Origin of the sequence: Micromonospora sp. WMMD1120 (genome assembly GCF_029626235.1) — a bacterium.
In the GTDB taxonomy this organism is placed as follows: domain Bacteria; phylum Actinomycetota; class Actinomycetes; order Mycobacteriales; family Micromonosporaceae; genus Micromonospora.
Genome location: NZ_JARUBO010000005.1, coordinates 6,069,461 through 6,090,770, shown reverse-complemented (window position 1 = coordinate 6,090,770; position 21,310 = coordinate 6,069,461). Strand labels below are relative to the sequence as shown.

General features: G+C 72.6%; 20 protein-coding genes. 8 read left to right on the top strand and 12 right to left on the bottom strand.

Translation table 11 applies throughout. The features are described 5' to 3' along the window. Window positions 1-37 precede the first annotated feature (37 nt). Genes O7634_RS28075 through O7634_RS28045 form a run of 7 tightly spaced genes read left to right on the top strand, consistent with a single transcriptional unit; the run spans window position 38 to window position 8,757 of the window. A complete protein-coding gene (locus O7634_RS28075) occupies window positions 38-1,330 on the top strand; it encodes a sugar ABC transporter substrate-binding protein (protein WP_278153133.1) in 1,293 nt (430 codons plus the stop codon). A 4-nt stretch (window positions 1,331-1,334) separates the two neighbouring features. Further along, window positions 1,335-2,504 carry an ADP-ribosylglycohydrolase family protein gene (locus tag O7634_RS28070; protein WP_278153132.1) on the top strand — a complete coding sequence of 390 codons (1,170 nt, stop codon included), beginning with the start codon at window positions 1,335-1,337 and terminating at the stop codon, window positions 2,502-2,504. Then, the gene (locus tag O7634_RS28065) at window positions 2,501-3,862 is read left to right on the top strand and encodes an ADP-ribosylglycohydrolase family protein (protein WP_278153131.1); all 1,362 of its coding nucleotides are present in this window, start codon (window positions 2,501-2,503) and stop codon (window positions 3,860-3,862) included. Before O7634_RS28070 ends, O7634_RS28065 begins: the two co-directional genes overlap by 4 nt. Beyond that, entirely contained in the window at window positions 3,859-4,797 is a 939-nt protein-coding gene (locus O7634_RS28060; protein ID WP_278153130.1) for a ribokinase, read from the top strand. Before O7634_RS28065 ends, O7634_RS28060 begins: the two co-directional genes overlap by 4 nt. Beyond that, complete coding sequence (locus tag O7634_RS28055; RefSeq protein WP_278153129.1) at window positions 4,794-6,752, top strand: SUMF1/EgtB/PvdO family nonheme iron enzyme; 1,959 nt, start codon at window positions 4,794-4,796, stop codon at window positions 6,750-6,752. The genes O7634_RS28060 and O7634_RS28055 overlap by 4 nt, the downstream gene beginning before the upstream one ends. After that, window positions 6,749-7,936: a CoA transferase gene (locus O7634_RS28050; protein ID WP_278153128.1), complete on the top strand. Its 1,188-nt coding sequence runs from the start codon at window positions 6,749-6,751 to the stop codon at window positions 7,934-7,936. The genes O7634_RS28055 and O7634_RS28050 overlap by 4 nt, the downstream gene beginning before the upstream one ends. Beyond that, window positions 7,936-8,757, top strand: coding sequence for a CoA ester lyase (locus O7634_RS28045; protein ID WP_278153127.1), 822 nt, complete (start codon window positions 7,936-7,938; stop codon window positions 8,755-8,757). The genes O7634_RS28050 and O7634_RS28045 overlap by 1 nt, the downstream gene beginning before the upstream one ends. Before the next feature lie 94 nt (window positions 8,758-8,851). Here O7634_RS28045 and O7634_RS28040 read toward each other — a convergent pair whose 3' ends face one another. The 6 genes from O7634_RS28040 to O7634_RS28015 form a co-directional block, all read right to left on the bottom strand. Next, window positions 8,852-9,553, bottom strand: a complete 702-nt coding sequence (locus tag O7634_RS28040) for a DUF305 domain-containing protein (RefSeq protein ID WP_278153126.1) — start codon at window positions 9,551-9,553, stop codon at window positions 8,852-8,854. 94 nt (window positions 9,554-9,647) lie between these two features. Continuing rightward, window positions 9,648-10,562: a DUF1996 domain-containing protein gene (locus tag O7634_RS28035; protein ID WP_278153125.1), complete on the bottom strand. Its 915-nt coding sequence runs from the start codon at window positions 10,560-10,562 to the stop codon at window positions 9,648-9,650. Window positions 10,563-10,827: 265 nt separating this feature from the next. Further along, window positions 10,828-12,717 (bottom strand): Xaa-Pro dipeptidyl-peptidase, encoded by a 1,890-nt coding sequence (locus O7634_RS28030; protein ID WP_278153124.1) that lies wholly within the window; start codon window positions 12,715-12,717, stop codon window positions 10,828-10,830. 417 nt (window positions 12,718-13,134) lie between these two features. Then, entirely contained in the window at window positions 13,135-13,650 is a 516-nt protein-coding gene (locus O7634_RS28025) for a DUF2231 domain-containing protein (protein WP_278153123.1), read from the bottom strand. A gap of 62 nt (window positions 13,651-13,712) precedes the next feature. Then, a complete protein-coding gene (locus tag O7634_RS28020) occupies window positions 13,713-14,354 on the bottom strand; it encodes a LysE family translocator (RefSeq protein ID WP_278153122.1) in 642 nt (213 codons plus the stop codon). Further along, window positions 14,351-15,097: a metallophosphoesterase gene (locus O7634_RS28015; protein WP_278153121.1), complete on the bottom strand. Its 747-nt coding sequence runs from the start codon at window positions 15,095-15,097 to the stop codon at window positions 14,351-14,353. Before O7634_RS28015 ends, O7634_RS28020 begins: the two co-directional genes overlap by 4 nt. A gap of 91 nt (window positions 15,098-15,188) precedes the next feature. Here O7634_RS28015 and O7634_RS28010 point away from each other — a divergent pair, with 91 nt between their 5' ends. Next, a complete protein-coding gene (locus tag O7634_RS28010; protein ID WP_278153120.1) occupies window positions 15,189-15,794 on the top strand; it encodes an ABATE domain-containing protein in 606 nt (201 codons plus the stop codon). A 3-nt stretch (window positions 15,795-15,797) separates the two neighbouring features. Here O7634_RS28010 and O7634_RS28005 read toward each other — a convergent pair whose 3' ends face one another. The 6 genes from O7634_RS28005 to O7634_RS27980 form a co-directional block, all read right to left on the bottom strand. Next, a complete protein-coding gene (locus O7634_RS28005; RefSeq protein ID WP_278153119.1) occupies window positions 15,798-16,841 on the bottom strand; it encodes an SEC-C metal-binding domain-containing protein in 1,044 nt (347 codons plus the stop codon). 194 nt (window positions 16,842-17,035) lie between these two features. Next, window positions 17,036-17,242 carry a hypothetical protein gene (locus O7634_RS28000; RefSeq protein ID WP_278153118.1) on the bottom strand — a complete coding sequence of 69 codons (207 nt, stop codon included), beginning with the start codon at window positions 17,240-17,242 and terminating at the stop codon, window positions 17,036-17,038. An 18-nt stretch (window positions 17,243-17,260) separates the two neighbouring features. After that, the gene (locus O7634_RS27995; protein WP_278153117.1) at window positions 17,261-18,097 is read right to left on the bottom strand and encodes an aldo/keto reductase; all 837 of its coding nucleotides are present in this window, start codon (window positions 18,095-18,097) and stop codon (window positions 17,261-17,263) included. A gap of 457 nt (window positions 18,098-18,554) precedes the next feature. After that, on the bottom strand, window positions 18,555-19,241 hold the full coding sequence (locus O7634_RS27990; RefSeq protein ID WP_278153116.1) for a hypothetical protein: 687 nt from the start codon (window positions 19,239-19,241) through the stop codon (window positions 18,555-18,557). A 59-nt stretch (window positions 19,242-19,300) separates the two neighbouring features. Beyond that, window positions 19,301-20,515: an exonuclease domain-containing protein gene (locus O7634_RS27985; RefSeq protein WP_278153115.1), complete on the bottom strand. Its 1,215-nt coding sequence runs from the start codon at window positions 20,513-20,515 to the stop codon at window positions 19,301-19,303. Between the two features lie 14 nt (window positions 20,516-20,529). Further along, the gene (locus tag O7634_RS27980) at window positions 20,530-21,225 is read right to left on the bottom strand and encodes a DUF6218 family protein (RefSeq protein ID WP_278153114.1); all 696 of its coding nucleotides are present in this window, start codon (window positions 21,223-21,225) and stop codon (window positions 20,530-20,532) included. Window positions 21,226-21,310 lie beyond the last annotated feature (85 nt).

The window sequence follows — 21,310 nt, the reverse complement described above, 5'->3', positions numbered from 1 at the left end:
GTCCCCCCCACCACCACCACCAAGGAGGTAACCCCTCATGCTCCGTACCCGATTCCGTCGACTCGCGGCGGCCGCCGCGGTCGCGGTCGTCGGCCTCGGCGCGCTCACCGCGTGCGGGTCCGGCGGCGACGACGAGGCCGCGTCCGGCCCCGCCAAGCTGCGCTTCCTCAGCCTCGCCTGGCAGAAGGAGTCGCTCCAGGTCAACAAGGACCTGGTCGCCAAGTGGAACGCCGAGCACCCGGACATCCAGGTCGAGTACGTCCAGGGTGACTGGAACTCGGTGCACGACCAGCTGCTCACCTCCTTCGAGGGTGGCGACGCGCCGGACATCGTGCACTACGAGGCGTCCTCGATCGGCGAGTTCAGCAAGCAGGGCTACCTGGCCGACCTGTCCGACCTGCTCTCCGACGACCTCAAGGGTCAGATCGACAAGGGCATCTGGGACACCGCCACCACCGACGGCAAGGTCACCGGCGTGCCGTTCCTGCTGGAGTCGCAGGTCGTCATCGCCAACAAGAAGCTGCTCGACGCCGCCGGTGTCGCGGTGCCGCCGGCGGACGGCGGCTGGACCTGGGACGAGTTCCAGACCAACGCGCAGAAACTCACCAAGCCCGGCCAGTACGGCGTGGCGTGGGCGCTGAAGTCGCCGACCAACCGGGTGCTGAACCTGGCGCTCAACTACGACGGGAGGTTCTTCTACGGCGACGGCGGACGCACCGAGGTCAGGGTGGGCGACGCGGAGAAGGAGATCCCGAAGCGGATCCACGACATGCTCTACACCGCCAGGTCCGCCTCCCCCGAGGCGCTCGGCATGAGCGGCGCGGACACCCTGCCCGGCTTCTTCGGCGGCAAGTACGCGATGCTGCCCGGCTCGGTGTCGCTGCGCCAGCAGATGGTCGAGCAGGCCCCGGCCGGCTTCGAGTGGGTCACCCTGCCCCCGGTCAAGGGCCTCTCCACCAAGCAGGCGGCCAACCCGCAGACGCTGTCGATCTCCGAGGACAGCACGCACAAGAAGCAGGCCGCGCAGTTCCTGGAGTACTTCCTCAACCCGACGAACATGGCCGCGCTGGCCAAGGGTGACTGGCTGGTGCCGACCGGCAGGCAGGCGAACGAGGAGCTGGTCACGGTGACCGGCGGCAAGCAGGGCTGGGACGTCGCGGCCGACAGCGCCGCCGACCTCACCGTCGCCCCGTTCCAGCAGGCCGACGGGTACCCGGAGTGGAAGACCAAGTACGCCACGCCAGCCCTCCAGCAGTACTTCGCCAACAAGATCACTCTCGATCAGCTCGGCACGCAGCTGGTCGACGGTGGCAAGCAGGTTCTGAGGTAACGACATGCCACTCTTGCTCGACACATCGATTGGCTGCCTGGTCGGCGCCGCGGTCGGAGACGCCCTGGGCGGCGCCACCGAGACGGCGCTGCCCGAGCAGATCCGCGCGCGCTTCGGCGGCTGGGTCGAGGGCATCGTGCCCCCGTACCACGCCGACTGGGCCACCGCGCGACCGCTCGCGCCGTACCACAAGGGCGACGGGCACATCACCGACGACACGTTGATGACCCACGCCCTGGTCCGCGCGTACGCGGCCAAACGGGACCACCTCGACGCGTACGACGTCGTGGAGCTGCTGGTCCCCGATCTGATCGAGCGGGTGGTGTACATCCCCGACCTGGAGCGCGACGGGGTGACCTTCCACCGGCTCGCCGCCGCCGAACGGTGGCTGGTCACCCGACTGCACCACGCGCACGCCGACCCGCGCGAAGCGGGCGTCGGCAACATCGTCAACTGCGGCGCGGCCATGTACATGGCCCCGGTCGGCATCGTCAACGCGGGCGACCCGGCCGGGGCGTACGCCGAGGCGGTGGAGATCGCCGGCGCGCACCAGCACAGCTACGGGCGGGAGGCCGCCGCCGTGTTCGCGGCAGCGGTCGCGGCGGCGGCGACCCCGGGCGCGGGCGTCGACGACGTCGTGGCGGCGGCGCTGGACCTGGCCCGCGACGGCACCCGCGCGGCCATCGACGCGGTGGTCAAGGAGGCCCGGGGCCACAGCGACTGGAGGCAGGCCATCCCGGCGCTGCGGGCGGCGGTCGCCCCCTACGACACGGTGGGGGAGGAGTACCGCAGCCCCGGGCTGGGCGCGCGGCGACCCAGCCGGCTGCACGCCATCGAGGAGTTGCCGGTGGCGCTCGGCATGCTGGTGGTGGCCGGTGGCGACTTCCGGGACGCGGTGCTCGGTTCGGTCAACTACGGCCGCGACGCCGACTCCACCGCCACCATGGCCGCCGCCGTCGCCGGGGCGCTCGGCGGCGCGGCGGCGGTGCCGACGGAGTGGTCCACCGTGGTCGCCAGCGCGTCGAAGACCGACCTGGTCGAGCCGGCCCGCGTCCTCGCGGCGGTGGCCGGCGAGGTCTTCGAGCGCGACCGGGCCCGGTTCGCCCGCCGGGCGGAGCGTTTCGCCGGGTTGGCCGTCCACGCCAGCCGGGAGGCCGGAGGCGAGACCCGGTGAGGATCACCTGGGTGCAGCCGGAGGACCTGCTGCCGCACGAGTTGGCGGCCAGTCGGGACGAGGGTCGCGACGTCGCCGCCATCGCGCAACGGTGGACGGCGGCCGGCGGGGAGCTGACCCCGCCGGTCAGCGGGGCGTCGCCGACCCCGGCGCCGGCCGGGCTGCGGGCCCTCGCGACGGAGCTGCTGGACGCCGCCGACGCGCTACCCGACGTGGACACCGTCGACGAGACCGACGACCCGGCGACGCTGCGCGCCGGTTGGCCGGCGACCTGGTCGCTGCCGACCGAGGTCACGCACGACCGGCTGCACGGCGCGTGGCTCGGCCGGGCGGTCGGCTGCCTGCTGGGCAAGCCGGTGGAGAAGATCCCGCGCGAGGGCATCCGGGAGATCCTGGCCGCGACCGGCCGCTGGCCGCTGCGCGACTGGTTCACCGCGACGGGTCTCCCGGCCGAGGTGGCGGCCCGTTGGCCGTGGAACCGGCGCAGCGCGCCGACCAGCCTGGCCGAGACCATCGACGGGATGCCCGAGGACGACGACCTCAACTACGCGCTGCTGGCCCTTCGGGTGCTGGAGACGCACGGGCGGGACTTCACCAGCGCGGACGTGGCGCAGGCGTGGCTGGACTGGCTGCCCGGTGGGCGGGTGTTCACCGCCGAGCGGGTGGCCTACCGCAACCTGCTGCTCGGGTACGCCCCACCGCGCAGCGCCCGCCGGCACAACCCGTTCCGGGAGTGGATCGGCGCGCAGATCCGCACCGACGTGTACGGCTGGGTCAACCCCGGCCGGCCGGACCGCGCCGCCGAGCTGGCCGTACGGGACGCCTCGGTCAGCCACGTGCGGGGCGGGGTGCACGGCGCGCTCTGGGCCGCCGCGCTGGCCGCCGCCGCGCCGGTGGCGGACACCGTGGACGAGGTGCTGGACGCCGCCGAGGCGGTGCTGCCGCCGCGCAGCCGGTTCGCCGCCACCGTCCGCGAGGCACGCGTCCTGGGCGAGGGGGCCGACGACTGGGAGCAGGTGGTCGACGAGCTGTACGTCCGCCACGGCCACCTGCACTGGGTGCACGTCCGCAACAACGCGGCGCTGGTGGCGGCGGCCCTGGCGTACGGGCGGGGGGACCTGGAGCGGTCGATCACGGCGGTGGTCAGCGGCGGTTGGGACACCGACTCGACCGGCGCGACCGTCGGCGCGGTCACCGGCGCGTTGGCCGGGGCGAAGGCCCTGCCGGCGCGCTGGGTCGCCCCGCTGCGTAACCGGCTGGCCAGCAGCATCGCCGGCTTCGACGGGATCGGCTTCGACGAGCTGGCCGGGCGCACCCTCGCCCTGGCGCAGCCGGCGACGGAAGGGGGCGTGGCGTGAGCGCACGGGTGGCGGTCGTGGGCAGCAGCAACCTGGACCTGGTGGTGACCGCGTCGCGGTTGCCGCGTCCCGGCGAGACGGTGCTCGGCGGCGCCTTCCGGACCGTGCCCGGCGGCAAGGGCGCCAACCAGGCCGTCGCCGCCGCACGCGCCGGTGCCGCCTGCGACTTCGTCGGCGCGGTCGGCGACGACGACTTCGGTACGCGGATGCGGGCGAGCCTCGCCGACGCGGGCGTGGACGTCCGGGGCCTGCGGACCGTGGCCGGCCCGTCCGGTGTCGCGTTGATCGCCGTGGACGGCGACGCGGAGAACCTCATCGTTGTCGCGCCGGGCGCGAACGGCACGGTGACCGAGCTGGACGCGGACGACCGGGCGACCATCGCCGCGGCGGACGTGCTGCTGCTGCAACTGGAGGTGCCCCTTCAGGCCGTGCGCGCGGCGGCGGACCAGGCTCGGGTCGACGGCACGACGGTGGTGCTGAACGCGGCCCCGGCCGCGGTGCTGCCCACCGAGATGCTCGACCTGGTCGACGTGCTGGTCGTCAACGAGCACGAGGCGGCGGTCGTCGCCGAGGTCGCCTCGGACGACCCGGCGGTGCTGCTCGACGCCCTGTTGCGGCGGGTGCCCCGGGTGGTGCTCACCCTCGGCGCGCGCGGTGCCGCGTACGCCGACCGGCAGGGCCTGCGTGTCGCCGTGCCGGCGCCCCGGATCGACGCGGTGGACACCACCGCCGCCGGGGACGCGTTCACCGGGGCGCTCGCCGTCGCCCTCGCCGAGCGCGGCGGCGCCCGCGGCGCGGACGCCATCACCCAGAGCCTGCGCTGGGCGTGCGCCGCCGGCGCGGTCTGCGCCCAGCGACCCGGAGCGTCCACCGCCCTGCCCGAGCGGCCGGCCATCGACGCCCTCTACGACGTGACCTACCGAGGTGCCCCGTGAGCTTCAACCCGTACGTCCCGCGCCCGATCGACCGGCCGACCGAGGTGCCGCTGGGTGGGCACGCCGACCTGAGCACCCTCGACGAGGCGAAGATCTTCGCCGCGCCGGGCGACCCGGCCGACTGGCCGGCCTGGCGGGAGCAGCTCGCCCGGTGGCGGGTCGACGCCCGGGAGCGGATCGGCTACGTCGGCGAGCACTACGACGAGATCACCGGCGACTGCTTCAGCGTCTGCCTGGTCTGGCTGTGGGACGAGGCGCTCTACGACCACGAGCGCGGTGTCTTCACAGTGGACGCGTTCCTCGACGCGGCCGGGCGTGACTTCGGCGGCTTCGACGGGGTGGTGCTCTGGCACGCGTACCCGGTGATCGGCCTCGACGACCGCAACCAGTTCGACTGGTACCGGGACGTGCTGGAGCTGCCCGCCGTGGTGCGCGCGTTCCAGCAGCGCGGGGTGCGGGTCTTCGTCGACTACAACCCGTGGGACACCGGCACCCGCCGCGAGGCGGGCGCCGACGCGCAGGAGGTCGCCGCGTTGGCCGGCACACTCGGCGTCGACGGGGTCTTCCTGGACACCCTCAAGGAGGGCGCCGGGGAGCTGCGCGCCGCGCTGGACGCGGTCCGCCCCGGCCTGGTCCTGGAGGGCGAGAGCCGGGTGCCGCTGGCCCGCATCGGCGACCACGCGATGTCCTGGGCGCAGTGGTTCGCCGACTCGGAGGTGCCCGGTGTGCTGCGGGCCAAGTGGTTCGAGCGGCGGCACATGCTGCACCACACCCGACGCTGGCACCGCGACCACCTCGACGAGCTGCACTCCGCCTGGCTCAACGGCGTGGGAGTGCTGGTCTGGGAGAGCGTCTTCGGGGTGTGGGTCGGCTGGAACGCGCGCGACCGCGCGGTGCTGCGGGCGATGCGCCGGGTGCAGAGCAGCCACGCCGCGTGGTTGCGCGCCGAGGACTGGGTTCCGCTCGCCGACCACCCCGGCACGGGTCAGGTGTACGCGTCCCGCTGGACACACGACGACGAGCCGCTGTGGACGGTGGCGAACCGGGGCGCGGACCACGACGGTCCGTGGCTGCTGGTCGCGCCCAGCGCCGGCCGGCGCTTCGTCGACCTGGTCACCGGCGTCGAGCTGACCGTCACCGAGACCGCCGACGGCCGGCTGGCGGTGGGTGGACCGCTGCCCGCCGGCGCGGTCGCTGCCGTCGTCGCCGGAGACGCCACCGCGCCCCGGCACGAGCCGCCGACCGGCGACCCGTCCTTCCCGGCCCGCGAGGCGGTGCGCGCCCGGACGCCGTGGGCGCCCCGGCTGGACCTGCCGCCGGGCATGGTCGCGGTCGACGGCGGCCGGCGGGAGCTCGTCGTCCGGCACCGGGTCCGGGAGACCGGGCTGTACGGGGAGGCGCCCTACGTCGACGAGTGGAAGCCGCTGCCCCCGCGCCTGCACCACCCGGGCACGCTGCGACGCAGTGTGCGCCTCGACCGGTTCGCCATCGCCGTGCACGAGGTCACCCACGGCGAGTACGCCGAGTTCCGGCGGGCCACCGGCTACCGACCGGCGCGTCCGGAGCGCTTCACCGCGGGGCAGGGCCCGGCCGACGCCCCGGTGACCGGCGTCGAGCTGGCCGACGCGCGGGCGTACGCGGCGTGGGCCGGACTGCGGCTGCCCACCGAGGACGAGTGGCAGGTCGCCGCCGAGGCCGGGCTGCTCGTACGCCGGGAGCCGCTGGTGTGGAACCTGACCGAGAGCGAGCACTCCGACGGTCGTACCCGCTTCGTGATCCTCAAGGGCGGCGCGGCGTACCGGGCGGAGGGCTCCGACTGGTACCTCGACGGTGGCCCGCAGGCGGCGGACGTCTCGGTGAAGCTGCTGCTCACCGGCGCCGGCCTCACCCGCTCCGACCAGGTCGGCTTCCGGTGCGCGGCGGACCTGCCCGAGTCGGCGGAGGTGACCCGGTGACCGGCGCTCTGGACGGGGTGAAGGTCGTCGACCTGGCCACCCTCTTCGCCGGGCCGCTCGCGGCGGCGTTCCTCGGCGACTTCGGCGCGGACGTGATCAAGGTGGAGCATCCGGGCAAGCCCGACCCGTCGCGTGGGCACGGGCCGTCGCGCGACGGTGTCGGGCTGTGGTGGAAGGTGCTCGGCCGCAACAAGCGCACCGTCACCCTCAACCTGTCCGACCCGGACGGCGCCGCCCTGCTGCGCCGGCTGCTCGCCGACGCCGACGTGCTGGTGGAGAACTTCCGCCCCGGCACCCTGGAGCGGTGGGGACTCGGCCCGGCCGAGCTGCACGCGGTCAACCCCCGACTGGTGATCGCCCGGATCAGCGGGTTCGGGCAGTTCGGCCCGTACGCCCGGCGACCCGGTTTCGGCACCCTCGCGGAGGCGATGAGCGGATTCGCGGCGGCCACCGGTGAGCCGGACGGCCCACCCACCCTGCCGCCGTTCGGGCTGGCCGACTCGGTGAGCGCGCTCGCCGCCGCGTACGCGGTGCTGCTCGCCCTGCGGGCCCGCGACGTCGCGGGCGCCGGGCAGGTGGTGGACCTCGCCATCATCGAGCCGATCATGGCGATGCTCGGACCGCAGATCACCTGGTACGACCAGCTCGGCTACGTGCAGCCCCGGCTGGGCAACCGGTCCAACAACAACGCGCCGCGCAACACCTACCGGTGCGCCGACGGGCGCTGGGTGGCCGTGTCGACCAGCGCGCAGAGCATCGCCGAGCGGGTGCTGCGGCTGGTCGGCCGCGCCGAGCTGATCGACGAGCCGTGGTTCGCCACCGGCAGCGGCCGTGCGGCGCACGCCGACGAGCTGGACGCGGCGGTGAGCGCCTGGGTGGCGCAGCGCGACCGGGACGCGGTGGTGGCCGCGTTCGAGCAGGCGCAGGCCGCCGTCGCGCCGGTCTACGACGTGCGGGACATCCTCGCCGACCCGCAGTACGCGGCGCTGGGCACCGTACGGACCGTGCCGGACGAGGAGTTGGGCGAGGTGCGGATGCAGAACGTGCCGTTCCGGCTGACCGACACCCCGGGCGAGATCCGGCACGCCGGCCGGCGGCACGGTCAGGACACCGACGCGGTCCTCGGCGCGCTGGGTCTGAGCGCCGACGAGCTGACCGCGCTGCGCGAACGGGGCGTGATCTGATGCTGTTGACCTGGCTCTACGTGCCCGGTGACCGTCCGGACCGGTTCGCCAAGGCGGTCACCTCGGGGGCCGACGCGGTGATCCTCGACCTGGAGGACGCGGTGGTCGCCGGACGCAAGGCGTACGCCCGGGAGGCGCTCGCGGACTTCCTCGCCGAGGCGCAGCCGGTCCCCGTGCAGGTGCGGGTCAACGAGTTGACCGGCCCCGACGTCGACGCCGACCTGGCAGCGGTGGCCGGCCGGCCCGGACTGTCCGGGTTGCGGTTGCCGAAGGTGGAGTCGGCCGCCACTGTGGTCGCCGTCGCCGGGCGGGTCGACGTGCCCCTGCACCCGCTGATCGAGTCGGCGCTCGGGCTGGAGGCCGCGTACCCGATCGCCTCGGCCCACCCCGCGGTGGCCTCGATCGGCCTCGGGGAGGCCGACCTGCGCTCGGATCTGGGGGTGGACGGCGACGACGGTCTGGCCTGGGCGCGGGGTCGGGTGGTGGTCGCGGCCCGCGCCGCAGGCCTGGCCCCGCCGGCGATGTCGGTGTACGCCGACGTCACCGACCTGGCCGGTCTGGCCGCCTCGTGCGCGGCGGGTCGGCGGCTGGGCTTCCTCGGCCGCGCGGCCATCCACCCGCGCCAACTCCCGGTGATCGTCGAGGCGTTCCGGCCGGCCGAGCGGGAGGTGGCGCGCGCCGCCGAGCTGCTCAGCGCGCTGGCGGACGCGCAGCAGCGCGACTCCGGCACTGTGGTCCTGCCCGACGGCCGGTTCGCCGACCGGGCGATGGTGGCCGCCGCCCGCCGCGTCGTGAACCTAGCCGCCCGCTACGCAGCCTAACCCCACCCCACCCCACCCCCGCCCACCCACGCCCCGCCCCCTGGCCCCGCCCCCCACGCCCCGCTCCCTCGCCCCGTTGATCATGAAGTTGTGGTCATGACACGCCGCGCCGGAAGGCAATAACTTCATGATCAACGGGGCGAGGGGGAGGGGGTGGGGGGTGGGGAGGGGGTGGGGGTGGGGTTAGCTGGTTTAGGTGGGTTAGGTGGTTTTTGCTGACCTGGGTCACTGTCGCGGCCAGCGTTACGGTGGCGGGGTGGGCGCCGCTGCGCTGCTCGGCGGCGGCGACGCGCACCGACTGCGCGAGGTGCGCCCGCAGGTGCCCGGCGAGCAGTCGGTGGAACTGTTCCCCGCGGGCCGACCGCAGCGCGGTCAGCTGCCCGGCGGTGACCATGCCGGGCATGTCGTGCCCCTCGTGCGGGTTGGTGGCCGGCGCGTTCGCCTCGACCAGTAGGCGGTGGGCCCGTTCCAGGTCAGCCCGCCCGGCGTCCGCGACCTGGGCGGCCAGTCGCCGCCAGGCCGGGTCCGTGGTCCGCCCCGGCACGAGATCGAGTACGGGTAGCAGGCGCTCCGTCATGGCCACGGTGAGTTGCAACCAGGCGACGTCGGTCGGGTTGAACGACGGTGGCGGGGGTGTCGCCCCGGCCCCGGCTCCCGTGGCGCTGCCGGTCGCGGGTGTCGTGGTGCTGGTCGCCGGGGGTGGTGCGGCGGTGCTCGTCGCGTCGGGCGGACCGCCGCCGCAGCCCGCCGTGAGCAGTGTGGCGACGAGCATCGTGGTCGCCGTCGACCGGCGCATCCGACCTCCTCTCGACCGGCGGTGCCGGGCCCGGTGCGGCTCTCCCGCCGGCGGTGGCGGGCCCGGTGAGGCCAGGTCCGCCACCGCCAGGTGCTCAGATCGGTCGACCGTCGTGACCGCACTTGATCACGGGACGGATGCAGTCCTGGACCCGGCGGGCCATCTCCGCAACCGGCCAGGCGTTGAAGAAGTCGCCGTGCATCGTGTAGCCCGGCCCGGACGCCAACCGGAACCGCGACGGGTCGCCGTTGACCGGGTACCTCAGCACCTGCCGCAGCTTCGGCACGTGCACCGGGTGGGTGCTCGGGCAGGCCTGGTTCACCGGGTACGCGAGGTGGCTCTTGTGGTCCGGCGAGTCGAGGTCGCGCCCGTTCCAGCACTGCGGGAAGTCCAGGTACGACTCCAGCATGGTGCCCGACGGGCAGTTGACGAAGTCCTTCGACGGGGGCACGTGCCCGGCGTGCAGGCAGGACCAGCGGGCGATGCTGTCGTTCGGCCCGGTGGCCTTCGCGTTGCCGGCGACCAGCCGCAGCCCCTGCGGGAACGGTTGGGTGTTCGCGACGACGTCGGAGCGGACGCCCTCACCGAGGTAGTAGAAGGTGGCGATCGCGGGCTCCACCGCCACGTTGTCCCGGTACAGGGTGGGCACCCAGTAGGACGAGACGTCCACCGCCGGGTTGCAGGTGGTGGGGGAGCGGACCAGGTCCGGGAGGGTCGTGTTGGCGTTCGTCACGGTGGCGCCGAAGAAGCTGTGCATGTGCGACGCCCCGGGCAGCCCGGGGAAGATGATCGGGTCGTCCGGCAGCCGGTGGCTGTAGGTGCAGTCGGCGGGGAACTCGGCGACCCGGATGACGTTGGTGCCGATGTCGCCGGCGGCCCGGCCCGGGGCGGCGTCGGCCCGGTCGGTGGCGGACACCAGGTACGTGCCGAGTAGCACCAGCGCGGCGCCGATCGCCGTGGCGAGGCGCGTTCGGCGGAGGGTGCCGGAGAGGGGTGCGGCCCTGTCCATCTCGTGACTCCTGTTCGGGGGTACGGGTCAGGGTCAGCTCCGGCGCCGCCGCCGAAGACATCGGAGATTGCCCTGGCCAGACTGGTGGTGGCCGTTACGGCCGGTGTGAGAGAGCGCTCTCAACCACTCAAGCCTCACCCTGATGTCGAAACTTGTCAATACGTACCGCAGTTGGTGGAAATGACGACGCCGTGGCGCGCCCGGCCCGGAGACGCCGGTGGGGCAGCCCGGGACGATCGGGCTGCCCCACCGGGGACGCGGTCGGTCAGAACCCCAGGACACTCCGGCCGCCGACCACCGGCAGCCGCAGCTCGCTGTCGTTCGGCGCGACCCGCAGCTCGGTGCCGCCCAGCGGCAGCAGCGTGTACTCCTGGTCGGTGGAGAACACGACGACGCCGATCCGGTGCCCGGCCGGGAAGACGTAGTCCTTCGGCTCCATGGTCCACCGGTAGTCGTACAGCTTGCCCTGCTTGACCGGCTCGGTGCGGGCGGCGCTGTGGCGGTTCTGCGGGTCCATCCAGCCCCGGGTGACCACGTTCGGCGCGGCCGTCGAGCCGGCCGCCCCGTAGTCGACCAGGTACGCGGTGAGGTTCGCGTCCGGCTTGTTGTCGATCGCCATCCGCAGCCGCATCTCCGGCCGCCCGGAGACACGCACGTCCCGGGTCAGCTCGGGGGAGCGGTACGCGAGTCGGTGGGCGCTCGCCGTGTCCGGGTCGGCGACCAGGGTGTCCGGGTGGATGGTGCGGCCCTCGTCGACGAAGCGCTGCTCCACCTTCGCCTTCGGCGGCCTGCCCGTGGTGAGCGCCCCCGGCGCGGTGGCGTCGGTGGCGGCGAACCGCAGCCCGACCTCCCGCGCGGCCGGGTCGGGCCAGTTGGCGTACGTCGTGTAGGCGCGGTCCTCCCGCTGGAGCACGGCGGTCGGCTCGTCCATGATGCCGTTGCGCACGTTCCACAGCCAGTAGTCGAACCAGCGGTTCTCGGTCTGCTTGTACGTCCAGGTCTGCCCGCTGGGCAGGGTCACCGACGCGCTGCTGCCCGGACCGCCGTGCCCGCCCTGGTGCAGCCAGATCTTGCGCGGCACGTCCCGCTTGGCCAGCTCGTCCCACCAGCCGGCGAAGTGCTCGGTCTTGACGTTCCAGTCGTTGAGGCCGTGCACGACGAAGACGCTGGCCCTGACGTCGCGGGCGTCCAGGTGGTCGCGATCCTGCCAGAACGTCGAGTAGTCGCCGGTGATCCGGTCCTGCCGCTCGGTGATCGTCGCGAGTTCGTCGGCGCACCGCCCCTCGGCCCGCGCCTGCCCGGCCGTGTACCGGGCCAGGATGTCGAGGTCCTCGCCCTGGTACGTGCCCGGCGCGACGACCAGACCGTTGGCCCGGTAGTAGTCGTACCAGCTGCTGATCGCGGAGACCGGCACGATGGTCTTGAGCCCCTGGACGCCGGTGGTGGCGACCTGGTTGGGCAGGGTCCCGTTGTAGGAGACGCCGGTCATGCCGACCGCGCCGGTGCTCCAGCCGGCGGTGACCGGGGCGCCGTTCGCGTCGTACCCCTTGGCGCGGCCGTTGAGCCAGTCGATGACCGCCCTGGTGCCCAACGTCTCGGCCTGGTCGCCGCTGGTCGGGCAGCCGTCCGAGTCGCCGGTGCCGATGCTCTGCCCGAGCACCACCGCGTAACCGCGCGGCACGTAGTAGTCGTCCAGCGAACCGGGCAGGTTGGCCTTCGCCTGGGCCCGCTGGACGCCCGAGTCGGGCGACCGGAGTCCGGAGCGGTCGGTCAGCCCGTTCTGCGGCAGGTCGTCGACGAGCACGCTCGGGTACGGCACGTCGCCCCAGGTGCCCTTGCGGTACGGGCTGTGCTCGAAGATGACAGGCACCGTGAAGCCCTGCGTGGCGGTCTCCCGGGGGCGGGAGATGTCGATCGCCACCCGGTCGGGGTGACCGTCGTGATCGGTGTCCACAGGGGCCTGGACGAACACCCGTTCCTCGATCGCGTCGGCGAGCGAGAACACCGGCTGGGTCATGCCGTCGCTGACCACGATGCCGGTGGGCGTGGGCGTGGGCGCGGCGGGCGGGGCAGCCGTGGCGGTGGGGGCTGCGCCGAGCACCAGGGCGCCGGACACGCCGACGCTCAGCAGTGCCAGATGGCGGGGTCGACGCACGCGCGTCTCCCTTCGGTTGGGCCGGCTGCCGGGTCCGGCGCCGGCCGATCTCGAAGATCCATTCGCCGCCATGCTAGGTCGGGGCCGTCGGCGCGTCGATCCCTTCGCGCGGGGATGCGTCTTTCCTCCGGCAATGCCCGCTGGTCGGACGGCGCGTGCCACGCAGCAGAACCCCTCGGCGACAAGCCCTGTCAGCCGGGAATCCAGGCGTACGCTCTCGCGGCCAGCCGCCCGAAGGGGCGGATTCGTCCACGTGAGACGAGAAGCAGCATGCTCAGGAAGACGCGATGGCTGGTGGCCGTCGCTGTCACGGCCACGTCGCCGACCGCCCTACCCGCCGCCTCGGCCGACGGAAGGACGCACACCGTCACCCCTGCTGACCGGGGTGGTGCCGGCCCGGCCGGCACCACCACCGGGTCACTGGCCCTCCCAGACCGCCTTCGCGCCGGAGTCGCCGGTGCGGATCACGTAGTACAACGCGATGCCGGCGGTCACCACGGACAGCACCTGCAACACCAGCGTCAGCGGCAGTTTGGGCCGCTTGTCGGCGCTTTCTCCGGCGGCCCTCGGCGCGACGAACCAGACCAGCGCCAACGCCACGACCGCCAGGCCGAGGGAGGCCCAGAGGGTGTTGTTGCCGAAGCCCTGGTGCCGCTCCAGGATCGGAACGAACTCCGGGGTGACCCGGTTCGCGGCGCGCATCCGCTCGAAGAACGCGTCGCCGGTGAGCCGCGCCAGCAGGGCGGCGGCCGGCGCGCCCAGGGCGAGCAGCGCCAGCACCCACCGGGTGTGCGACCGGATCGGCGGCACCAGCGCGTAGCCCACCGTCAGCAGGGCCAGCAGCGGCACGAACACCACCGCAGCGTGCAGCACCAGAGGGTGGGCCGGGATGCCCATGAACTCCTCGAACATCAGCGTCTCCTCCGGTGACATCGATAGTCCGTCGATCTTAGGGGTGGACGGTATCGGTACCGAGCTTCACCCTGGAGTCCGGCTCAGGTCACCGCCGTCCGAATGCCGAGTCCGAGCAGGATCGTCCCGGTCAGCCGGTCGAGCGCCCGGCGCACCCGTACGGTGCGGAGCAGGCGGGCGGCGGCGCCCGAGACGGCCGTCCAGCCGGCGAGCCAGCAGGTGTTCAGCGCCGCGTGCGCGGTGGCGAGCAGCATCATCGGCACCAGCACCGAGCGGCCCGGCTCGAGGAACTGCGGTGCGAGGGTGAGATAGACGGCGGCGGCCTTGGGGTTGAGCACGTTGCCGAGCAGGCCCTGCCAGTAGGGGTGGTCGACCCGCCAGGGCAGTTGCCGGACGCGGGCCGGCGGTGGCCGCCGCACGGCAGCGGGCCGACGGTACGCCGACCAGAGCAGCCAGAGCCCGAGGCCGGCCAGGTAGGCGGCGCCGACAAGTTTGACGACCCAGAACGCCTCGGACGAGCGGAGCACCAGCGCGGCCAGGCCGGCGGCGGCCAGGGCGGCGTGCACGTAGAGGCCGGTGACCGTACCCAGGATCACCCACCACCCCTGCTGCCGCCCGCCGGTGGCGACCCGTGAGACGACCAGGGTCAGGCTCGTTCCCGGCGTGGCGGTGATCGGCGCGACGGCCACCAGGAAGCCGAGGACGGCCACCCCGTGCCCGCTCACACCACCACCCGGTAGTGGGTGGTGAACAGCCCGTCCTCGTCGTACACGTGGAAGGCGACGCCGGGCGGCTGGGCCTGCGTGGTCAGCGGCCCGTCGCCCTCCCACGGCATGCGGAGGGTGGACACCACGCCCGGTGCGATCCGCAGTGGACGGCCGGCGAAGGTGCTCGCGGCGGCGGTGTGGAAGTGCCCGGTCAGCACGGCGACGACCTGCGGGTGGGCGGTGACCAACTCGGCCAGGGGCTCGGCCGGCAGCAGCCGTATCGGGTCGATCACCGGGTGGTGCAGCACCACCGGCGGGTGGTGCAGGGCGATGAACGTCGGCGTTCCGGCCGGCACCGAGCCCAGCTCGTCGGCGAGCCAGCTCAGGGTCTCCTCGTCCAGGTGACCGTCGTCCTCGCCCGGCACTGAGGAGTCGGCGAGGAGGAAGACCGCCCCGGCGACGTCGTGGCGGGCGTTGATCGGGCCGGTTCCGCCGCCGTCGTCGCCGAGCAGGCCCTTGCGGTACGCGTCGCGCACATCGTGGTTACCGGGACAGACCATGACCGGCAGCGGGGATTCGAAGAGTTTCGCGGCCGTCTGGTATTCGGCGACCGCGCCGTTGCCGGCGATGTCCCCGCTGATCAGGATCGCGTCGACAGGTCGCGGCAGACCGTGCAGGTAGTCCATGACCCGGGCGGTCCGCTCGGCCGAGCGGGGGTGACTGTCGAGGTGGGTGTCACTGAGGTGCGCGATGACCAGCACGGGGTTCTCCTAATGGCTACTAACGTCAAAGCCATTAGGCAAGCTACTCTGGGACGGGTCGGCCGCACAAGCCGGACCGGAAGGAGACCCCATGTCGGCGCAGCTCCCGCTCGCCCTGGCCAGCACGATCCGGCACGACGGCAACGGTGGCGTCGCCGACGACCTCGGCGACGTCGCCGGCCTGACCCGTTGGCTCGACGAGCAGGCCGAACCACTGCGGGAGTACGTCGGCGGACGCGACCCGCTCGTCGGGGTGGCCGACGAGCAGACCCGGCTCGAGGTGGTCGCGGTCCGGCGCGCCACACGTACCCTCTTCGCGGTGGCGGTCCGCCCCGGACCGCCGAGCCGAGCCGACTCCTCCTCGCTGCTCACCCCTCCGGCGGCGGTCGACCGGCTCAACCGGGCCGCCGGGCTGCTCCCGGTCCGTCCGGTGCTGAGCTGGCCGGAGCAGGGGGCGCCGACGCTCAGCTGGCAGGGCGAGGCATCCACGGCGCGACAGCGGCTCGTCGCGGGGCTGGCGCGCTCCGCTGTCGAATTCCTCGCCAGCCCGGCCCGCGACCTCCTGCGCGCCTGCCCCGCGCCCCGCTGCGTACGCTATTTCGTCAAGGACCACGTGCGGCAGGAGTGGTGCAAACCCTCCTGCGGCAACCGCGCCCGGGTCGCTCGGCACTACCAGCGCCACAGCGCCACGCGGTAGCGTTCAGCTCCGGGAACGCGGCAGGCAGTCCTTCTTGTACTTCAGGCCCGACCCACACCAGCAGGCGTCGTTGCGCTCCGGCGGCCAGGCGATCCGTGCGCCGGGCCGGGCCGACACCTCGGCCGCGTAGCCCGCCCGGACCGCCGCGTCGGCCGGGTCACCGCCCCGTCGACCGGCGACCGCGTTCAGCCCGTCCACTGTCGCGCGGTACACGCCCAACCCGGCCTCACCGGCGTCCCGCAGCCGGACCAGCTCCGTCTCCAGCCGGCCGCGGTGCGCGTCCCAGTCCGGCCCGTACACCTCGCCGAGATCGGGATGTTCGGAGAGCAGGCGGTCGAACTCGGCCCGGGGCCAGAAGAGCAGGTCCGACTCGGCGTCCCGGCGCTCCCCGGCCCGACGCACGAGCTGGGTCTCCAGCCGATCCGCCAGGTCGTCCTGCCGGTCGTGCGGCAGGTTGAGGTTCCGGCGTACCCGATGCCGTTGTTGCAACAGGAAGAAGGTCACACCCGGCGCGTCCGGCGGACCGAGATCGACCACCGGGTCGATCGTGGTGCTGGCCGGCCCGGATGCCGCCGTCGCACGCTCGCTGAGCACCGTGTCGACCGCCTCGCTCAGCCACGTCTCGGCGGTCGCCGAGCGGCCAGCGGCGTCCAACGCGGCGCTGACGTAGGCCGGGGCGTCGGGCTGCGTGAGCAGCAACGGACGCAGCGCTGTCAGCTCCGCCATCGCCTCCTCGTCGCGACCGCCGGCCTGGAACAGGGCGCGGGCCCGCAGCGCGCGGGCGAACCCGGCCCGGGGGTCATCGGCCGACGGGTACGCCGCCACCGCCTGCTCCGCGTACCGCAGGGCGGCCTCGGGCCTCGACCGGATCTCGGCGATCTCGGCGGCCAGCGTCAGGGCGTCCCCGGCGTCGTCCGGGTCCTCCAGGCGGCCCTGCTCGGCCGCCTGCGCGAGGTCGGCGGCGACCCCGAGCGGATCGGCCGTCCCGAGCGCGGAACGGCGAAGTTCGGCCAGTTCAGCCTTGGTGAGTATGTCTCTGGTCGGCACGATCTCACGGTACGTCGGCGGGCTCCCGCCCCACCGAATTATGGTCATCTGCCGCCCCGCCCCGCCCTCTCATCGCGTCGATCTTGCAGAATTGGTTGTCGATATAGGGTATCGTGCACCTTTTGTCGCGGCAGGAAGTGCAAGATCGACGCGGTGGCCAGCGCGGACACGTTGCCGGCGGCCTCCTCCGGAAATCAGGCGAGGGTGTGCGGGGCCACCCGCCGCACGTCCGCGTCGGAGTGCGTCAGCAAAGCCCGGAACAACGGCACCCATGCCCGCACCGCGTTGTAGGTGTCCGGGGCGGGCGAGCGGAGGGCGCGCAGCAGACCGGGCACGTCGTGGGCCGAGCCGTAGGCGTGGCCCCGCGGCGTCCAGTCGATGTCGTCGAGTCCGTCGAGCACGCCCATGCTCTCGGTTGGTCAGAACTCCTCGTACACCGCGGGGTCCTGGTCCGCGAGCCGGCCGTCCGGGCGGCCCAGCGCCGTGATGGCCTCGACCTCCGCGGCGGTGAGCGAGAGCCCGACGGCGTCCAGGTTCTCCACCTGCCGCTGCGGCGACGCGGCCTTGGGCAGCGCGATGACCTGGCGGGCAACGTGCCAGGCGAGGATCGCCTGCGCCGGCGTCACGCCATGGCTGGCGGCGATCTCCCCGATGACCGGGTGCTGTCGCAGGTCGTTGCCGTGCCCGAGCGGGCTCCAACCCTGCACGAGAATGCCCTGCTCACGGTGATAGTCCAGGGCGTCCTGCTGGGGAAAGTAGGGGTGCACCTCGATCTGGTTGACCACCGGGGCGACCCCGGTCTCGGCCACCAGCCGGTCGATGTGCTCCGGCAGGAAGTTGGACAGGCCGATGTGCTTCACCAGCCCGCGCTCGCGCGCCTCGATCAACGCCCGCCACGCCTGCACGTACAGGTCCTGCTTCGGGTTCGGCCAGTGGATCAGGTACAGGTCGATCCGGTCCAGGCCGGTGCGGAACACGCTCTCCTCGATGGCGGTCAGCGCCTCGTCGTAGCGGTGGTGCCGACCCGGCAACTTCGAGGTGATGACCAACTCGTCCCGCGCACCGCCCGCCGACCGGGCGGCCCGGCCCACCGCGCCCTCGTTCTCGTAGTTCACCGCCGAGTCGATCAGCCGGTAACCCGCCCGGATCGCCTGACCGATCGCGTCGACACCCGCCGAGCCGTTCAGCTGGTACGTGCCGAGCCCGATCACCGGCAGGGAGGTGCCGTCAGCAGCCGTCAGGTGGGGAATCGCCATGCTGGCGACCCTACCCGGAGGTGGGCGCGTCCCGGATGGCGAGTGCGGCCTGACCGGCGGGCCTCCGCCGATCCACCGGGTGGCACGCTGCAACAGCGTGAATGTGACCGCGTAACCGAGGGCGAAACCCAGACCGGCGCAGAGGTGGAGAAAGAACCCGACGACCCAGCCCGGTCGGGGTCCTCGGTGACGAGCGCTCCGAGCACCAGGGGAAGGTCGAGCCGAGTGAGGCCGGCCAGCTGAGCGGCGATTATCGCCGCAGTGGCGGCCAACCCGAACAAAGTCCGTCCGGCCCAGTGCGTCTGAGCGGTCGACGACGTCGCGGGCGTTCCCGGTCATCGCTCCACGCTACGGCTGAACAACGTGAATACCAGGGCCCGGTTCGGGCAGTCGATCAATGCCTCGCCACTACCTCAGGCAGGATCTCCAGCCGCCTTGGCGGTGCGCTGCGCGTCGGTCACGGCCAGGATTCCGGAGGTGGGCCGAACGCGCGGCGACCGGCCCGCACGGCCAGGGCGGCGAGGGCAGCGTTGGCACCGCCACCAATCGCAGCGCCGATGCCGAAGGGCGCCACTCGACCGAGCACGATGATTCCCTGCTTGGTTCCGAACTTCGTGATGAAGTGCTTTCCCAAGACCTTGTTGATCTGACGCAACGTGGCGACAGGCACCTTGGCGACCACCTGACGTCCCCAGTGTTGCCCGGTGCGCTCGGCGACCTTGGTGATGGTGGCCGAGCCGGACCCGCCGAGCATGATCCCCATGACGATTGTCCGACGGCGTTCGACCTCGTCGATGCGGACGCCGTGGACTTCGGCGATCGAGAGCGCGAAGAGGGCGCTCAGCTGGAGGGATGACAGAGCTTCACCGGCCGACAGCGCCAGTGCGACGCCCGTGCCAACGCCGGGTGCCGCTGCGGACCCCCCGACTGCGGCGCCCGTCCCGGCCAATGCGCTGACGTACATCCGCTCCAGGTTGCGGACTACCTCTGCCGGTGTCGCCTCTGGGTTCCGCTGGCGGGCCCGGGCGATGTTCTTCTGTACCAGTGGAGTCTGCAGAGCAATCGCCTTGTCCAGGAGGTCGAGGACACGCTGCCCACGTCCGGCTGCCTCCAGGACCGGTTCGTCGAGGGCATCTTCTGCCATGCCTTTAACTCCTTAGGGTAGACGCCGTACTGATGGGTGAGTTCGTTTCTTGGACGGTATTACCGGTTGATGTCGGCGAGCATGCGCTGGTACGCGATGGGGTGCACGATCGGCACGCTGTACTGGCGGGCCTTCTTGGCTTTGCCGGACATCGAGTCGGGGTCGGCGGCCACCAGGAGGCGAGTCTTCTTGGTGACGTTGTCGCCGACTTGCAGCCCTGCCGCGACGGCGTTCTCTTCCCAGGACGACCGCGGTGGGTCCATCGCGCCGGTGAAGACCACCAGATCGCCAGGTTGGAGCCGCCAGCTCTTGGTGTGAGGCTGGGCCGTACCAACGTCAAGAGCGACTGTGAGTGCATGGTCGACGTCGGAGGCCTGCAGCCCGAGCAATGTAGCAATCTGGTCCAGGTCGTGGCGTTCGGCTGACGTGATGATGTTGTCCTCGAACGCCGCGGCCGCCAGATTCGCCAGATAGGTGCGGTGCAGGTGATCGGCGTCGACTCGGGCGAGGCCGAGCTCTTCGGCCATGGCGACGAGGGCATCCGCCTCGCTGGCCGAGATATGCCGGTCAAGCAGTGCCTGGTCGAGCAGGTCCAGGTACGCGTTACCCTGCGGATCACGGAGCCGCGGAAGCCGGTCCACCAGGCGGGCCAGGAAGTGCTCGTCACGGTGCCCCGGGCTTCGGCGAGGCACCGGCACCACTGCTTCGGTAGCCACGGGTGGCCAGGGCGCAGCCGCAGCGGCGTCAATGACAGACGTCCAAGGGGGCGGCGTTCCCGCGTCCCGCAGATAGCGGGCCAGAAGCTGCGCCGCTGCCCTGGCGTCATGCAGAGCGGAGTGCGCCTGGTGCGGCGGCAACCCGGCCGCGCGACAGCAGTCATGCAGGCTGCGACCGGCCGACGGAAGGAAGTGCCCGGCCAGCCGCATGGTGCACAAGCCCTCTGCCGGGCTGATCGGCGCTTCAATCCGCAGCCGGCGGTATTCGGCGAGGAGAAAAGCGGCGTCGAAGTGCAGGTTATGGGCGACCAGCACTCTCCCGCGAAGGAGGCCGGCGAGGTGGCCTGCGAGCCGACCGAACTCCGGTGCGCGTCGTGCCTCGGCGGCCGAGATGCCGTGGATGAGTTGCGGTCCGAGATCCCGGTCGGGGTTGACCAGGCTGCACCACTCATGCGTCACCTGCCCGGCGCCGTCGAGGTGGATGACGGCGACCTCGACCACGCGGTCGTGCCAACTGGTGCGCAGGCCGGTCGTCTCCAGGTCGATAACTGCGTACATGTCGAGTCAACTCCTCAGATCGTGGCCGGAGCGGACTTGTCGGCGGCGGCGCGCAGTACGGCCAACCACCGTGGAGGCAGCGGCTGTGGTTCGCCCAGAGCGCGCAGATACTTTCGGCGATACCGCGCCTGTTCGGTGTCCTGCCAAACCTGGGCGGTCCTGGTGACAGCCGCCGTCAGGGCCAGCGCCGTCCCCGCGACTGGCGAGGCGGCGCGGGGCTGCACGGCGAGCCGGATCGCCAAATCCTCGTGATCCGGCACCTCGCTGGGCCACGCGAGCGGGGCGAGCTTCGACTTGGACAGCGCACGCTGCCGGTCGACCGCCTCGGCGTAGGCGGACCGGTGGTCAATGATCTCCGTGAGGAGCTCGGGGACGGTCAGCACGTGCCCCCGCAGCGTGCTGACCAATTCCGGTGGCAGTACGTGGGCGACGCTCTCCAGGATCGCGACCGGAGTCTCCGGGTCCCACCCCACCAGGCATCGCCCCTGCAACATCCACATGATGTGAAGAAGCTGGTCCTCTTTCGCGACGTCATCGAGGCGTACCACCCACGCCCCGCCGGCACGTCCGGTCGGGCTCAGCCGCCACACGGCCACAGCTTCGGCACCGTCCGCGTCGGGGCCGACGGCGAGAACAGCGTGACCACGCGCACCGGGCACGTAGTCAATGGGTATGGCGAGTTCGCTCTCGGATTCTTCGGGTTCTGCCATCCGACGTCCTCCATGATCGACAGCGGGAAATCACAGTACGTGTCAAGTCGGTCACGCCGGCTCAACCGGAGCGGCATCTCGTCGC

Excerpts from the sequence above, each read along its gene's own strand:
- O7634_RS28025 (WP_278153123.1), bottom strand. The coding sequence starts at position 13,650 with ATGTCACCGGAGGAGACGCTGATGTTCGAGGAGTTCATGGGCATCCCG.
- O7634_RS28035 (WP_278153125.1), bottom strand. The coding sequence starts at position 10,562 with ATGGACAGGGCCGCACCCCTCTCCGGCACCCTCCGCCGAACGCGCCTC.
- O7634_RS27990 (WP_278153116.1), bottom strand. The coding sequence starts at position 19,241 with ATGGCAGAAGATGCCCTCGACGAACCGGTCCTGGAGGCAGCCGGACGT.
- O7634_RS28040 (WP_278153126.1), bottom strand. The coding sequence starts at position 9,553 with ATGCGCCGGTCGACGGCGACCACGATGCTCGTCGCCACACTGCTCACG.
- O7634_RS27985 (WP_278153115.1), bottom strand. The coding sequence starts at position 20,515 with ATGTACGCAGTTATCGACCTGGAGACGACCGGCCTGCGCACCAGTTGG.
- O7634_RS28075 (WP_278153133.1), top strand. The coding sequence starts at position 38 with ATGCTCCGTACCCGATTCCGTCGACTCGCGGCGGCCGCCGCGGTCGCG.
- O7634_RS28045 (WP_278153127.1), top strand. The coding sequence starts at position 7,936 with ATGCTGTTGACCTGGCTCTACGTGCCCGGTGACCGTCCGGACCGGTTC.
- O7634_RS27995 (WP_278153117.1), bottom strand. The coding sequence starts at position 18,097 with ATGGCGATTCCCCACCTGACGGCTGCTGACGGCACCTCCCTGCCGGTG.
- O7634_RS28070 (WP_278153132.1), top strand. The coding sequence starts at position 1,335 with ATGCCACTCTTGCTCGACACATCGATTGGCTGCCTGGTCGGCGCCGCG.
- O7634_RS27980 (WP_278153114.1), bottom strand. The coding sequence starts at position 21,225 with ATGGCAGAACCCGAAGAATCCGAGAGCGAACTCGCCATACCCATTGAC.
- O7634_RS28010 (WP_278153120.1), top strand. The coding sequence starts at position 15,189 with ATGTCGGCGCAGCTCCCGCTCGCCCTGGCCAGCACGATCCGGCACGAC.